We start from the raw sequence: 13,481 nt of genomic DNA on the forward strand, positions 1-13,481 counted from the left end.
CGGCCATCCCTGATCGGGGATGCCCGGTTTTTTTACAGCCAGCGGCGGCGCTTACGCAGCCGTCACCGGCCGCTTGTGGAACAGCCGGATGATCGGCGGCAGCACCCAGATGGCAATGACCAGGATGCCCAATCCCGCGCTGATGGGACGCGAGAAGAACTCCATCAGGTTGCCGTCGCTGCGCATCATGGAGGTCATGAAGCTTTTCTCCAGCAGGCCGCCCAGCACCAGCCCCAGGATGATCGGCGCCACCGGGAAGCCCGCGTGCGCCAGGCCATAGGCCGCGACGCCCGCGATCAGCATCAGCACGATGTCCACCGACGAATTGTTGATGGAGTAGGCGCCGACGATGCAGAAGGCGAGCACCACCGGCATCACCACGCGCGGCGGCGTGGCCACGAACCCCTTGCCGGCGCGGATGGCGAGATAACCCACCGGCAGCAGGATGAGGTTGGCCACGAAGAACACCGTGAACAGCGCATACACCATGGCGCCGCCATCGATGAAGATGGCCGGCCCCGGATTCATGCCCTTCATGTACAGCACGCCGATCACCACCGCCGTGATGGAATCGCCCGGAATGCCGAAGACCAGCGCCGGCACCCACGAACCGCTGACGGCGGCGTTGTTGGACGACCCGGCCTCGACGATGCCTTCCATATGCCCCTTGCCGAATTTCTCGGGCGTCTTGGACGACTTCTGGCTGATGGCATAGGAGATCCAGGCCGCGATGTCCGCGCCAGCCCCTGGCAGCACGCCGATCACGCTGCCCGTACCGCTGCCGCGCAGGACGGACCGCCAGTGCTGCCGCAATGCCGGACGGACCTCGCCGAAGACCTTGCCCGAGTCCTTGACCGTGACTTTCAGGTTCGTGGCCGGTGTGGCGGTGAATTTCATCACCTCGGCAATGGCGAACATGCCGATCATGATGGGAATGAAGTTGATGCCGCCCATGAGATCCGGCACGTCGAAGGTGAAACGCGGCGAGCCAGTGATCATGTCCAGCCCGATGGTGGACAGGAACAGACCGATGCACAGCGACAGCAGCGCCTTCACGCGCGAGCCGGGGGAAATGAAAATGGCGCAGCTCAGGCCCAGCGCGGCCAGCCAGAAATACTCATAGGAACTGAAGTTCAGCGCGACCTCGGCGAGATAGGGCGCAATGAAGACGAGCACCAGCGTGCCCGCGGTGCCGCCGATCACCGAACAGACCATGGCCACCCCCAGGCACTCGCTGGCCTTGCCGCGTTGCGAGAAGGCGTAGGCCTCTTCGACGTAGGCCGCGGAGGACGGCGTGCCGGGAATGCGCAGATAGGCGCCGGGAATGTCGCCCGCGAAGATCGTGACCGCCGCGGTGGTCACCATCGCTGCGATGGCCGGGATGGGATCCATGAAGTAGGTCACCGGCACCAGCAGCGCGACAGCCATCGTGGCGGTCAGCCCCGGCACCGCGCCCACGAAGACGCCAAACAGCGCCGACACGATGATGACGACAAGGGTCTCCAGGCTGAAGACCATCATGATGCCTTCTAGAACGGCGTCCATCTCAACCTCCCAGGATGCCCAGCGGCAACGGCACTTTCAGCATGTGGACGAAGGCCACCCAGATCACCGCGGCCGTTGCGAGCGAGACCAGTGCGGCCAGCAGGAGACGCACGCCGCTGATCATCATCAGCGCGAACACGATCAGGACCAGCGTGGGGATGGCGCCCAGGCGCTCGGCGGCCAACAGATAGACGCCGACCAGCACGACGGGAATGGCCAATCGCGCGCCGTAAGTGGCGAGGATCGTGGCGGGCACGCGCGTGCGCGTGGCCCAGCCTTGCCAGAGCGGCAGGAGACTGACCAGCAGCAGCCAGGCGCCGCCCAGTGCCATGCCGGTGCCGATGAGGGAAGGGAAAAGGGAAGCGCCGTAGTCATTGCCGGGCAATGTGGGAAAGCCCTGGGCCTCTACGAGTATGTAGAGCCCCAGGGCCATGACCACGCCACCCGCCAGGAACTCGCTTAGTTTCTGTGCGAAAGGTTGGCTCATGATCTCGTCAGCATCAGCGTTTCAGGCCGAGCTTCTCCACGGTGTCGCCCATGATGGTGTCGGCCTCGGCCAGGAAGGCGTTGAAGTCGGCGGTGTTGCGCCACACGGCGCCGAAGCCCTGCTTGGCCATGAAGCTCTGGTAGATCTCGCTCTGGTAGGCCTTCTCCAGCGCGGCTTCCAGCCTGGCGACCACGGCGGGCTCCATGCCCTTGGGACCGCCGATGCCGCGCCACTCGCCCAGCGCGTACCTGGTGTCGATCACTTCGGCCAGCGTCGGCACGTCCTTGAACACCGGGTTGCGCTCGGGCGCCATGATGGCCAGCGACTTCACGCGGCCGGCGTCCATCATCGAACGCGCTTCGGGCACCGAGGTCGGGGCGATGTCGATGCCGCCGGCGACCAGGTCGGTCATCGCGGGCGCGGCGCCTTCGCTGGGAATCCAGCGCACCTTCCTGGGATCGATCTTCTGGTCGACCAGCATGCCGCCAAAGGCCACATGCCAGATGCCGCCCTGGCCCACGCCAGAGGCCTTGAACCTGCCGTCGGGCTCCTTGCGGATGGCCTCGATCAGTTCGCCCACGGTGTTGTAGGGCGAGTTGGCGGCAACCTGCACGCCGGCGTAGTCATAGTTGATCTGCGCGAGCGGCGTGAAGTCCTTGTAGGTCAGCTTGGTCAGGCCTTGCCAGTGCATCATGCTGACCTCGCCGGTCATCATGCCGATGGTGTAGCCGTCGGGCTTGGCATTCGCCAGCACGGTGTGGCCCACCACGCTGCCGCCACCGGCGCGGTTCACGACGTTCACGGGCTGGCCCAGCTCCTTTTCCATCGCGATGGCGATGGTGCGCGCGATGGCGTCGCTGCCGCCACCCGCGGCCCACGGCACGATCATCTGGATCGGGCGGGTCGGGTACTCGGCCGCGAAAGCGCCGGCCGTCAGCACCAGGGCGGCTGCGCCCATCAGGGCGCGTGCGGTCAGGGATGCGTTCATATTGTTTGTCTCCTTGTCTTGGATGCACTGCAAAAGGCGTCGCCCCGCCGTGCCACATGAGCGGCACGGCGCGTGCGGGCTAGCCTGGGTGGAACTACGTCCTGGTCAGGGACGCGATCACATCGACTGCGAGAGCAGGCGGCGATAGTCGTCCGCGCTCGCGTCGATGGGATTGGTCTTGTGGCTGTGATCGGCGAGTGCGCCCTTGATGATGCGGTCGAAGAGGTCTTCGGTGACGCCGATCTCGCTCAGGCGGGTGGGCAGGCCCAGGCGCGCGGTCAGGTCCTGGACGGCCTGCGCGACGTCTTCGCCTTCCCTGAGTCCCATGGCTTGCGCCATGCGTGCCAGCTTGTCTTCCGCGATCATGGTGGGCGCGGCCGCGTTGAAGCGGAGGGTTGCCGGCAACAGGATCGCGTTGAGCGTGCCATGGTGCAGGCCGGGGTTGATGCCGCCCAGCGCGTGGCTCAGGCTGTGCACGCAACCCAGTCCTTTCTGGAAGGCCAGCGCGCCCTGCATCGACGCGCTCATCATGTTCAGGCGCGCATCGCGGTCGCCCGGGGTCTTGGTGGCGGTCTCGATGTGCTTCCACGCACGGCGCAGGCCATCCAGCGCAATGCCGTCCGCGGGCGGGTTGAAGGCCGGCGCCATGAAGGTTTCCATGCAGTGCGCAATCGCATCCATGCCGGTGGCGGCGGTCATGCGCGCGGGCAGGCCGAGCGTGAGCGCCGGATCGCAGATGGCGACGCGCGGCACGACGAAGGGCGAGATGACGCCGACCTTGCGCCCGTCGTCCAGGATCAGGATGGCGCCGCGGCCCACTTCGCTGCCGGTGCCGGCGGTGGTGGGAATGGCGATGACCGGCGCGGTGGCGGCGGTGATGCGGGCCAGGCCGCCTTCGATGACGGCGAACTGGCGCAGCGGGCCTTCGTGCGTGGCGCACACGGCCACGCCCTTGGCCAGGTCGATCGGCGAGCCGCCGCCCAGCGCGACAATGCCGTCGCAACGTTCCGACTGATAGAGCGCGACGGCTTCGCGCACGGCGGTTTCCGTGGGGTTCGAAGGCGTGCGGTCATACACGGCGTGCGGAAGCGGCAGCGCGGCCTGCACGGTGTCGAGCAGGCCCGCGGCGCGGATACCGGCATCGGTCACGATGAGCGGGCGCTGGATGCCGAAGCGGGCGCATTCGTCCCTGAGCAGGTCCAGCGTGCCGTAGCCGAATTGAACCTGCGTGATGTAGTTGATCAGCGCCATACGCCCCGATGTCTCCTCTTTGTTGTTCCAATCATTCCGGACGCGGAAGCGTCCAGACGTCGGCACTATAATCAGCGGGCGCAATCCCGAATAATGACAAGCGCTGATAGTCCCATAACGAGTCTTCATGTCCAGCCTTCCCTCCCTCACCTCGATCGTCTCGCGACTGCGCATGCGGCACCTGCGCCTGCTGATCGCGCTGCATGAGCACAAGACCGTGCAGAAGGCCGCGGACGCCGTGGCTTTGACGCAGCCGGGGGCCACCAAGGCGCTGAACGAGATCGAGACCATGCTGGGCGCCCAGCTCTTCACGCGCACCAACCGCGGCCTGGAAACCACCGGGCTGGGCCTGTGCGTGGTGCGCTATGCGCGTCTCATCTATGCGGACCTGGCGCACTTGCGCGAGGAAATGGAAGGCATGCTGCAGGGCCATGGCGGGCGCCTGTCGGTGGGCGTCATCATGGGCGCGGTGCCGCTCATGACGGCGGCCCTGGCGCAGGTGCGCCTGCGCCAGCCGGCCATCGCCATCGAAGTGGTGGAAGACACCAGCGCCAGGCTGCTGAACATGCTGGGCAGCGGCAGGCTGGACGTCGCGGTGTGCCGCTCGCGCGTGAACCAGAGCGCGCACCTGTACCAGAGCCTGGACATCCACGCCGAGGAACTGGGCGTCATCGCGCACCCGCGTCATCGCCTGGCGCAATCGCCGACGGTCGCGCTGGACGACGTGGCCGACACGCGCTGGATCGTCTATCCGGCCAACATGCCCATGCGCCTGCTGCTGGAGCGCGAGTTCCACGAGGCCAACCTGGAGTTCCCGCGCTATCCCATCGAGACGGCGTCGGCCTTCACCACCATCACGCTGCTGCAGAACGACCCCGCGCTGGTGGCGCTGATGTCGGTGGACGCCGCGCGGCCTTTCTGCGACGCCGGCATGGTGGCGATGCTGCCGCTGCGCATGCAGTCGCGCAGCGAGCCCTATGAACTGGTAATGCGCAAGGGCGCCTCGCAATCGCCCGCCACGCAGATCTTCGTGGCGCAGATTGCGGCGGCGGGCAACCTGCACGCGGACGCGCAGACCTTCCTGGCTGCCTGACCCGATTCCCAAGAACAGACGCCGCCTCGACAGGCGGCGTCTGTTCAGTACGCGCGGGCAGCCCTGCCCGCGCACCGGCATGCCTCAATCTTCCAGGCGCGGCAGCTTCCACGGGTTGGCGCGTTGCAGCGCAGGCGGCAGCAGGGCATCGGGGATGTCCTGGTAGCTGACCGGACGCAGGAAGCGCAGCATCGCCGCCGTGCCCACCGAGGTGCTGCGGGGATCCGACGTGGCCGGGAACGGACCGCCGTGCACCATCGCATCGCACACTTCGACGCCGGTGGGGAAGCCATTGGCCAGGATGCGGCCGACCTTCAGCGCCAGGCGCGAGATCAGGCGGCGCGCCAGGTCGGCGTCCTTGTCCGCGTCCAGCCACAGCGTGGCGGTGAGCTGGCCTTCCAGGTGCTGGATCAGCGCGAACACCTGCGCCTCGTCGTCGCACTCGATGACCAGCGAGCTGGCGCCGAACACTTCCACGCCCAGCGCATGCGGGTCCTTCAGGAAATCCGCCGCGCCGGTCTTGAAGAGTGCGGCCTGGCACTGGTTGGAAGCCGAGGGGTTGCGTTGGCCGCGCGCCAGCGTCTGGATGGCCGGATGCGCGGTCAGTTGCGCCACGCCGGACTCATAGGCGCCATGGATGCCGGGCGTCAGCATGGTGGCGCTGGCGGCCTGCTCCACCGCCTGCCTGGCGCTTTCCAGGAAGGTGTCGAGCTCGGGCGAACGCAGCGCGATGATCAGGCCTGGGTTGGTGCAGAACTGGCCCGCGCCCATCGTCAGCGACTGCACGAAGCCCGCGCCCAGCGCCTGCGCGCGTTGCGTCAGCGCGCCCGGCAGCAGGAACACGGGGTTGATGCTGCTCATCTCGGCGTAGACCGGGATGGGCTCGGGACGCGCGGCGGCGGTCTTCATGAGCGCCACGCCGCCATTGCGCGAACCGGTGAAGCCCACGGCCTTGATGGCGGGGTGCTTGACCAGCGTCTGGCCCACTTCGCTGCCCGAGCCGAACAACAGCGAGAACACGCCTTCCGGCAGGCCGCATTCCTGGACGGCGGCGCGCACGGCGCGGCCCACCAGTTCCGAGGTGCCGGGATGCGCCGAGTGCGCCTTGACGATCACGGGGCAGCCGGCGGCCAGCGCCGACGCGGTGTCGCCACCCGCCACCGAGAAGGCCAGCGGGAAGTTGCTGGCGCCGAAGACCACCACGGGGCCGACGGGAATGTATTCCAGGCGCAGGTCTGCACGCGGCAGCGGCTGGCGCTCGGGCAGCGCGCCGTTGATGCGGACATCGGCCCAGCGGCCGGCGCGCAGTTCCCTGGCAAAGAGGCGCAGCTGGCCGGCGGTGCGGCCACGCTCGCCTTGCAGGCGGGCCAGCGGCAGGCCGGACTCTTCGCTGGCGCGGTTGATCAACGTGTCGCCCAGCGCCTCGATGTTGGCGGCTATGCGCTCCAGGAAGGTGGCGCGGTCTTCGGGCGAGGTCTGGCGGTAGACGTGGAAAGCCTCGTCGGCCAGCTCGCTGGCGCGCGCGACGTCGGCCGCGGTGCCGCCCGGGAAGTCGGGGGCGAGCGTCTGGTTGGTGGCAGGGTTGACGGCGCGGATGACGGCTTGCGTGCCAAGCACGTCAGCCGCCCCGATGAGCATGTGACCAGTGATTTGCATGAGGGGATCGCAGCAGAAGGAAGGGAATTGAGGAGTCGATGGCGCCTTGGCGGACGCACGCTTTGTTCTGGAGCACCCGCCTCGCGCGGGCGCGGCGGTGCAGGAAATTGTAGGCGCGGGATCCACCGGCCATGATGCCCGTTGGCTATGGCGCGATAGCGTTTTCTCATACCCCTTGCGGGACGATGCCGAGGTTGCCCCCCGGCTTACTGCATCATCAGCATGCCGACCGTTTTCTTCTGCTCGTCGTTCAGGGCGTTGCTGGTCATGAGCTTGCGCATCGACGCATAGGCATTCAGCAACGCGCTGTTCAGGCCGGCCAGTTCGATGCGCACCTTGTCCAGCTTGGCCTCGCGCTGCGCGTCGCTCAGGCTGGCGTTGGCCTGGATCTCGCGCAGTTCTGCCTGCTTCTTCTGGATCTGCGCTTTCAGGTCGCGGATCTGCTTGAGCAGGTCCTTGATCGCGCTGGGCACGTCTGCCTCGTCGATGTCCTTGTCGCGATTCGCGCGCACAGCCTCGTCGCTGCTCGTGGACAGCCGCCTTCCCACGCTGGAGACGTGGACGGCCTGCGGCGCCCGGCTGACGGGCTCGCGGGCCTGGGCAGCCTGGGTGTTCAGCGTCGCGATGGCGTCGGCCTGGGTGACGGCAACGCTGGCTGGAGTATTGGGGGACAGGGCAGAGATCGTCATGGCGGTTCCTGGCGGACGGGGCACGGAGTGCCTGTGGTTGACGGCCAGGAGGTGGCGAACTTTATACCCGGGTAACCTCCGGCGCGTTCAAGGCCGGAACGCCGCCGGATCGATCGCGGGCGCGCGTCCCGCCATCAGGCTTTCCAGCAGGGTTGCGCTGCCGCAGGCCAGCGTGAAGCCCAGCGCGCCCTGCCCCAGGTTCATCCACAGGTTGGCATGGCCTGGCGCCTGGCCGATGCGCGGACGGCCCGTGGGCGTGGCCGGCCGCAAGCCCGCCCAGGCGCGCGCGGCGGAAAGATCGAGCTGGGGAAAGGCCTCCGACACCTGCCGCTTCAGCAGCGCGATGCGGCCGGGATCGACGCTGGCGTCGCGCGCGCCCATGTCCACCATCGCGGCGATGCGCAGGCGCTGGCCGATGCGCGCGTAGACGATGCGGCGCTCGTAATCCGTGACGCTGATCGCGGGCGCGGTGTCATCGCCGGGCGCCACGTCCACCGTCAGGCTGTAGCCCTTCAGCGGATAGAGCGGCACGTCCACGCCCAAGGGCGACAGCAGCGCACGGCTGCCCATGCCAGCCGCCACCACATAGGCATCGGCAGTGACGTCGCCCTGCGCCGTCTCCACGGCTTGCACGCGCTTGCCTTGCACCCGCAGCCGATGCACGGCCGTGCGCATCAGGCGCTGCGTGCCGGGCAGCGCACCCAGCGCGTCGAACAATCCCTGCGTGTAGCGCGCGCAATCGCCCACCTCTTCGCTGGGCGTGTGGATGGCGCCCGCCAGCGTGGCACCCATGCCGCGCAACGCCGGCTCCAGCCCCACGGTCTGGCCCGCGTCCAGTACGCGCTGGTCCGAGCCCTGCTGCGCCTGGTAGGCGACCAGCTTGCGCGCCTTGTCCAGCAAGGCGGGGCTGCGATAGGCGATCAGCTTGCCGTTGCGCTGGTGATCGAAGTCGAAGGGCGCGTCGGCCTGCCAGGCATGCAGCACGTCGCGGCTGAGGTAGGCCAGGCGCAGCATTTCCGCCGTGGTGGCGTCGGCCACGCTGGCGCGGCAGGCGTGCACGAAGGCCAGGGCCCAGCGCCACTGGTGGGGGTCCAGCCGAGGCGTGAAGCGCAAGGGAGAGTCATGGCGCAACAGCCAGCCGGGCACCTGCGGCAGCACGCCGGGGCCGGCCAGCGGCGCTACATAGCTGTAGCTCAGTTGTCCGCCGTTGGCGTGGCTGGCTCCCTCGGCAGGCGCCGCGTTGCCATCCACCAGCGTGACGGCGTGGCCCGCCCGGGCCAAGGCATAGGCCGAGGCCACGCCCACGACGCCGGCACCGATGACACAGACATGCATGACCATTCCTTTATAGAATCAAGCTGCCATTTTCCTATGCCACCCCCTCTTACAACAAAGTCCAAGCCTCGCACCATCCATAACCAAAGGCTATGGACCACCCTGCACCCGCCATCATGCAACTGCGCCACGTCGAACTGATCCAGGCCATCCTGGCCACGGGCTCGCTGACCCAGGCCGCCGCAAGGCTGCACATCACGCAGCCGGCGGCCAGCAAATTGCTGGCGCATGCCGAAACCCAGCTGGGATTCAAGCTGTTCGAACGGATACGCGGCCGCCTGCGGGCCACGCGCGAGGCCGACATCCTGGCGCCCGAACTGGACCGCCTGGCGCGCAACCTGGAAGGCGTGCAACGACTGGCGCGGAACCTGCGCCGCCATCCCAGCGGCCATGTGCGTGTCGGCTGCGCGCCCAGCCTGGGGCTGGGCTTGCTGCCGCAAGCCATCCGCCTGAACCGCGAGCGCCATCCCGACATCACGTTTTCCGTGCGCACGCAGCACACGGCGGAACTGGTGGAGGCGCTCCTGGCGCGCGAACTGGATATTGCGCTGAGCTTCGAGCCGCCCACCCCGCCCGGCATTGCCGCGCAAGCGGTGGGGGAATCCCGGCTGGTGCTGGTGGAGGCGGCGGACGCGGCGGGCAATGCCGGCCCTGTCAGCCTGGCGAACCTGCCAAGCGACGCCCTGATCGGACTGGATGCACAGGACCCGCTGGGCGGGCTGTTGCACCAGGCGCTGGGCCGAGAGGCGCCCGAGGCGGGCAGCCTGCAGGTGCAGACGCACTATGTGGCCTGCGCATTGGCCGCCGCGGGCTGCGGGGCGGCGGTGGTCGATGCCTATACCGCCCACGCGATGGTCAGGCCGGGCCTGCGCATCCGGCCCCTGGCGCCGGCACTGACCTTCCGCCTGAACGCGTTGATGCTGGCCAGCGATGCGCCATCGGCGCTGTTGCGCGGCTTCCTGGTCAGCGTGCGGCAAGCCTGCGCCGAGGCGCCGGACAGCATCGCCATCGCGGCGCCGGACTGAGCAGGGTCGCGGGCACGGGTCAGTGCCCGTGCCCGCCGCTCTTGCCGTGGCCGCCCGCCGCGCCATGGCCGCCGGACGCGCCGCCGCTGGCCAGCGGACGCACGGTGGCGTCCACTTCAACCGACTCGCGCTTGCCGTCAGCCGACTCGAAGGTCAACGTCAGCGGCACCTTGTCGCCTTCCTTGGCCTGGGCTTCCAGGCCCAGCAGCATGATGTGATAGCCGCCCGGCGCCAGCTCGACGGCCTTGCCGGCGGGCAGCGCCACGGTGTCGACCTGGCGCATCTTCATGACGTCGCCCTGCATCGCCATTTCGTGGATCTCGACGACCTTGGCGGCGGGCGAGGCGGCCGACACCAGCTTGCTGTCGGTCTGCGCGGTCAGGCGCATGAAGGCGCCGGTGGCCTGCTGCTGCGGCACGGTGGCGCGCACCCAGGCTTCGTCGACCTGCACGGGCGGGCGCGCCGCATCGGCGGCCACGGCGGCGGCCGAGACCAGGAGGCCGGCCACTGCCAGCGCGGACTTGCTCAGGATGGTTTTCATGGGATATCTCCTTGCTTGATCTGGAAGAAAGCGCTCAGCCCAGGGCCAGCACCTTGCGGATGTCGTCGGCGAATTCCTGGGCGCTCTGCGTGTGGCGCAGCGCCAGGCGGATCTGGCCCTTGGCGTCATAGACGTAGCTGAGCGCGGTGTGGTCCATGGTGTAGGAATCGCCCGTGGGCACCTTGGCGTAATAGCCCTTGAAGTCGCGCATGGTCTGCTCGGTCTGCTTCAAGGTGCCGTACAGGCCGACGAAGCCCGGGTCGAACGCCGTGACGTAGGCCTGCAGCACCTCGGGCGTGTCGCGCTCGGGGTCGACGGTGATGAAGGCCACCTGCAGCCGCTCGCCGTCCTCGCCCAGCATGCGCTTGACCTCTGCCGCGCGCAAGAGCGCCGTCGGGCAGACGTCGGGACATTGGGTGAAGCCGAAGAACACCAGGAGCGGCTTGCCCTGGAAATCGGCGATGGTGCGCGTCTGGCCATGCGTGTCGGTCAGCGTGAAGGTCTCGCCCAGCTTCTGGCCGGTCAGCGGAATGCCGTTGATGCTGCCCAGCTCATCGCCGCGGCCGCAGCCGGCCAGCACCAGGGCGGCGGCCAGGCCACCGGCCGCGAGCAGGCGGCGTCGTGTCGGGATCATGAGGGTCTCCTGAGGGGCGGGAACCTGGCGGCAGGCGCTGCCATGCGTGCTGCGGCCATGCCGCAATCAGCGGTCCCCTGGATACGATCGGAACGTGCCAGCGCGCAAGGCGCCGGCACGGGAATCATCAGGCGAGGGAGACGGGCGGCGCTCGCGAACCCAGGGGCGGACCTTGGGCAGGCAGTGGCGGCAGGCTGCGACTGGCCTGTACGGCGGCGGGCGCGGCGCGCGGCAAGGCGGCGGCCACGCCAGCGGGCGTGGCGGCGGGCAGCAAGGCCTGCACGGCCACCAGGCCGAAAGGGCAATCGAGCGTGGACACGGCCTCCTGGCCGGCGCCATGGCTGGCCGCCAGCGGCAGCACGCGCGCGCCGCCAGGCTCGGAACTGCACAGCGTCAGGGTCAGGGTGCCGTGACGCAAGGCCTGCGTGTCGGGCATGAAGCCCACGGGCAGCAAGGCGCGCGCCACCAGGGCGAGCGCCGTCAGGCACACCAGCAGGTGCCAGACAGAGAAGACGCGGCGCGCGAGGTGACGACGGACAGGCATGGAGGCGATTCTACCAGCGCCCCCCCTGGCCGTCCGCGCGCCGCGCGCGGCGAAAGCGTGCGCCAGGACAAGCCTGGCGTCAGTGGCTGATCATCCAGGGCCGCGCATTCAGGAAGGCCTTGCCGCCGTCGGCGGTCTGGCGCGTCTTGCCGGACTTGGGCGACGTCTTGCAGCAGACGCAGCCCATGCCATGCCCGCTGCGCGTGCTGCGCGGCGCGTGGGCGCTGCGCTCGTTGGCGGCATGCGCCGCGCGCAGCGCGTCCGACAGCACGCCCAGCGCGGGCGCGCTGGCCACGCGCGGCGAGGCCGTGCCGCATTGCGGGCAGGCCACGTCCTCGCGGCAACGCGCCATGGGCAGGAAGGCCTCGAACACCCCGCAGGCGGGGCAGCCGTATTCATACAAAGGCATGGCGCGGGCTCCTGGCGCTGGGGTCAGAGGTCGGGCGACAGGGGCATGTCGACATCGCCCTTGATGTGCTTGATCGGACCGTCGGCGCCCGGCTGGATGTCGAAGTCGAAGATCTCGGTGGGCAGCCAGAGCGTCGCGCAGGCATTGGGAATGTCGACCACGCCGCTGATGTGCCCCTGCACCGGCGCCGTGCCCAGGATGGAATAGGCCTGCGCGCCCGAATAGCCGAACTTCTTCAGGTACTCGATGGCGTTCAGGCAGGCCTGCCGATAGGCGATGTGCACGTCCAGGTAGTGCTGCCCGCCCTGTTCGTCCACCGAGATGCCTTCGAAGATCAGGTAGTCCTTGTAATTGGGCGTGACGGGGCTGGGCTTGAAGATGGGATTGCGGATGCCGTACTTCGCCATGCCGCCCTTGATGAGCGAGACGCGCATGTGCACCCAGCCCGCCATTTCAATGGCGCCGCAGAAGGTGATTTCGCCGTCGCCCTGCGAGAAGTGCAGGTCGCCCACGGACAGGCCGCCGCCTTCGACATAGACCGGGAAGAACACGCGCGCGCCGCGCGAGAGATCCTTGATGTCGCAGTTGCCGCCGTGCTCGCGCGGCGGCACGGTGCGCGCGCCCTCGGCCGCGGCCCTGTCGCGGGCCGCCCCCTTCAACTTGCCCATGTGCGCGGTCTTGGCCATGGGCGGATTGGCCAGCGGCGGCACGCGTTGGGGGTCGGTGTCGATCAGCGCCTGTTCGCGCGTGTTCCAGGTTTCCAGCAGGGCCGGGTCGGGCAGGCAGCCGATGAGTCCGGGGTGGATGAGGCCCGCGAACCCCACGCCCGGAATGTGGCGCGAGGAGGTGAACATGCCCTTGAAGTCCCAGATGGATTTCTGCGCGTACGGGAAGTGCTCGGTCAGGAAGCCGCCGCCGTTCTTCTTGCTGAAGAAGCCGTTGAAGCCCCACAGGCTGTCGTCGCGCGCGCCGATGTCCAGCAGGTCCACCACCAGCAGGTCGCCGGGCTGCGCACCCTCCACCCCCACCGGGCCGGACAGGAAGTGCACGGTGGACAGGTCCACGTCGCGCACGTCGTCGGCGCTGTCGTCGTTCTTGATGGCGCCGCCGGTCCAGTCATAGGTCTCCAGCACGAAATCGTCGCCGGGCTTGACCCACACCGCCATGGGGATGTCCGGATGCCAGCGGTTGTGGATCATCTCGTTGTCGTAGGGCGACTGCGCCAGGTCGACTTTGATCAGGGTCTCGGGCATGGTTTATCTCCTTGGGTGGATGCGAGAGGAA

Annotated in this window: 14 protein-coding genes; 2 read left to right on the plus strand and 12 right to left on the minus strand. The window is 68.4% G+C overall.

The features are described 5' to 3' along the window. Positions 1–51 precede the first annotated feature (51 nt). The 4 genes from ODI_RS19825 to ODI_RS19840 form a co-directional block, all read right to left on the minus strand. Positions 52–1,545, minus strand: a complete 1,494-nt coding sequence (locus tag ODI_RS19825) for a tripartite tricarboxylate transporter permease (RefSeq protein WP_067754113.1) — start codon at positions 1,543–1,545, stop codon at positions 52–54. Between the two features lies 1 nt (position 1,546). After that, the gene (locus ODI_RS19830) at positions 1,547–2,032 is read right to left on the minus strand and encodes a tripartite tricarboxylate transporter TctB family protein (protein WP_067754110.1); all 486 of its coding nucleotides are present in this window, start codon (positions 2,030–2,032) and stop codon (positions 1,547–1,549) included. A gap of 13 nt (positions 2,033–2,045) precedes the next feature. Beyond that, positions 2,046–3,020, minus strand: a complete 975-nt coding sequence (locus ODI_RS19835) for a tripartite tricarboxylate transporter substrate binding protein (RefSeq protein ID WP_067754107.1) — start codon at positions 3,018–3,020, stop codon at positions 2,046–2,048. A gap of 117 nt (positions 3,021–3,137) precedes the next feature. Further along, a complete protein-coding gene (locus ODI_RS19840; RefSeq protein ID WP_067754104.1) occupies positions 3,138–4,271 on the minus strand; it encodes an iron-containing alcohol dehydrogenase in 1,134 nt (377 codons plus the stop codon). A 127-nt stretch (positions 4,272–4,398) separates the two neighbouring features. Here ODI_RS19840 and ODI_RS19845 point away from each other — a divergent pair, with 127 nt between their 5' ends. Next, on the plus strand, positions 4,399–5,364 hold the full coding sequence (locus tag ODI_RS19845) for a LysR family transcriptional regulator (protein ID WP_067754101.1): 966 nt from the start codon (positions 4,399–4,401) through the stop codon (positions 5,362–5,364). An 84-nt stretch (positions 5,365–5,448) separates the two neighbouring features. Here the strand turns inward: ODI_RS19845 and ODI_RS19850 are convergent, their stop codons facing one another. From ODI_RS19850 to ODI_RS19860, 3 genes are all read right to left on the minus strand, one after another. Continuing rightward, on the minus strand, positions 5,449–7,020 hold the full coding sequence (locus ODI_RS19850; RefSeq protein WP_067754098.1) for an aldehyde dehydrogenase (NADP(+)): 1,572 nt from the start codon (positions 7,018–7,020) through the stop codon (positions 5,449–5,451). Between the two features lie 206 nt (positions 7,021–7,226). After that, entirely contained in the window at positions 7,227–7,709 is a 483-nt protein-coding gene (locus ODI_RS19855) for a hypothetical protein (RefSeq protein WP_082985320.1), read from the minus strand. An 87-nt stretch (positions 7,710–7,796) separates the two neighbouring features. Then, complete coding sequence (locus ODI_RS19860; RefSeq protein ID WP_067754708.1) at positions 7,797–9,044, minus strand: D-amino acid dehydrogenase; 1,248 nt, start codon at positions 9,042–9,044, stop codon at positions 7,797–7,799. 116 nt (positions 9,045–9,160) lie between these two features. On the opposite strand from ODI_RS19860, the gene ODI_RS19865 reads away from it, so the two are divergent. After that, positions 9,161–10,069 carry a LysR family transcriptional regulator gene (locus ODI_RS19865; RefSeq protein ID WP_067754706.1) on the plus strand — a complete coding sequence of 303 codons (909 nt, stop codon included), beginning with the start codon at positions 9,161–9,163 and terminating at the stop codon, positions 10,067–10,069. Positions 10,070–10,088: 19 nt separating this feature from the next. On the opposite strand, the gene ODI_RS19870 is transcribed toward ODI_RS19865, so the two are convergent. The 5 genes from ODI_RS19870 to fmdA form a co-directional block, all read right to left on the minus strand. Further along, entirely contained in the window at positions 10,089–10,610 is a 522-nt protein-coding gene (locus ODI_RS19870; protein ID WP_067754096.1) for a copper chaperone PCu(A)C, read from the minus strand. A gap of 34 nt (positions 10,611–10,644) precedes the next feature. Beyond that, positions 10,645–11,244: an SCO family protein gene (locus tag ODI_RS19875; protein ID WP_067754093.1), complete on the minus strand. Its 600-nt coding sequence runs from the start codon at positions 11,242–11,244 to the stop codon at positions 10,645–10,647. Positions 11,245–11,371: 127 nt separating this feature from the next. Continuing rightward, the gene (locus ODI_RS19880) at positions 11,372–11,788 is read right to left on the minus strand and encodes a hypothetical protein (protein WP_067754090.1); all 417 of its coding nucleotides are present in this window, start codon (positions 11,786–11,788) and stop codon (positions 11,372–11,374) included. A 79-nt stretch (positions 11,789–11,867) separates the two neighbouring features. Further along, a complete protein-coding gene (locus ODI_RS19885) occupies positions 11,868–12,197 on the minus strand; it encodes a zinc ribbon domain-containing protein (RefSeq protein ID WP_067754087.1) in 330 nt (109 codons plus the stop codon). A gap of 23 nt (positions 12,198–12,220) precedes the next feature. Beyond that, the gene (gene fmdA, locus ODI_RS19890; RefSeq protein ID WP_067754084.1) at positions 12,221–13,450 is read right to left on the minus strand and encodes a formamidase; all 1,230 of its coding nucleotides are present in this window, start codon (positions 13,448–13,450) and stop codon (positions 12,221–12,223) included. Positions 13,451–13,481: the final 31 nt, after the last annotated feature.

This window comes from Orrella dioscoreae, assembly GCF_900089455.2.
In the GTDB taxonomy this organism is placed as follows: Bacteria; Pseudomonadota; Gammaproteobacteria; order Burkholderiales; family Burkholderiaceae_B; genus Orrella; species Orrella dioscoreae.

Bases quoted from the DNA above. Each gene is read 5' to 3' on its own strand.
- ODI_RS19825 (WP_067754113.1), bottom strand. From the start codon at position 1,545: ATGGACGCCGTTCTAGAAGGCATCATGATGGTCTTCAGCCTGGAGACC.
- ODI_RS19830 (WP_067754110.1), bottom strand. From the start codon at position 2,032: ATGAGCCAACCTTTCGCACAGAAACTAAGCGAGTTCCTGGCGGGTGGC.
- ODI_RS19835 (WP_067754107.1), bottom strand. From the start codon at position 3,020: ATGAACGCATCCCTGACCGCACGCGCCCTGATGGGCGCAGCCGCCCTG.
- ODI_RS19840 (WP_067754104.1), bottom strand. From the start codon at position 4,271: ATGGCGCTGATCAACTACATCACGCAGGTTCAATTCGGCTACGGCACG.
- ODI_RS19845 (WP_067754101.1), top strand. From the start codon at position 4,399: ATGTCCAGCCTTCCCTCCCTCACCTCGATCGTCTCGCGACTGCGCATG.
- ODI_RS19850 (WP_067754098.1), bottom strand. From the start codon at position 7,020: ATGCAAATCACTGGTCACATGCTCATCGGGGCGGCTGACGTGCTTGGC.
- ODI_RS19855 (WP_082985320.1), bottom strand. From the start codon at position 7,709: ATGACGATCTCTGCCCTGTCCCCCAATACTCCAGCCAGCGTTGCCGTC.
- ODI_RS19860 (WP_067754708.1), bottom strand. From the start codon at position 9,044: ATGCATGTCTGTGTCATCGGTGCCGGCGTCGTGGGCGTGGCCTCGGCC.
- ODI_RS19865 (WP_067754706.1), top strand. From the start codon at position 9,161: ATGCAACTGCGCCACGTCGAACTGATCCAGGCCATCCTGGCCACGGGC.
- ODI_RS19870 (WP_067754096.1), bottom strand. From the start codon at position 10,610: ATGAAAACCATCCTGAGCAAGTCCGCGCTGGCAGTGGCCGGCCTCCTG.
- ODI_RS19875 (WP_067754093.1), bottom strand. From the start codon at position 11,244: ATGATCCCGACACGACGCCGCCTGCTCGCGGCCGGTGGCCTGGCCGCC.
- ODI_RS19880 (WP_067754090.1), bottom strand. From the start codon at position 11,788: ATGCCTGTCCGTCGTCACCTCGCGCGCCGCGTCTTCTCTGTCTGGCAC.
- ODI_RS19885 (WP_067754087.1), bottom strand. From the start codon at position 12,197: ATGCCTTTGTATGAATACGGCTGCCCCGCCTGCGGGGTGTTCGAGGCC.
- fmdA (WP_067754084.1), bottom strand. From the start codon at position 13,450: ATGCCCGAGACCCTGATCAAAGTCGACCTGGCGCAGTCGCCCTACGAC.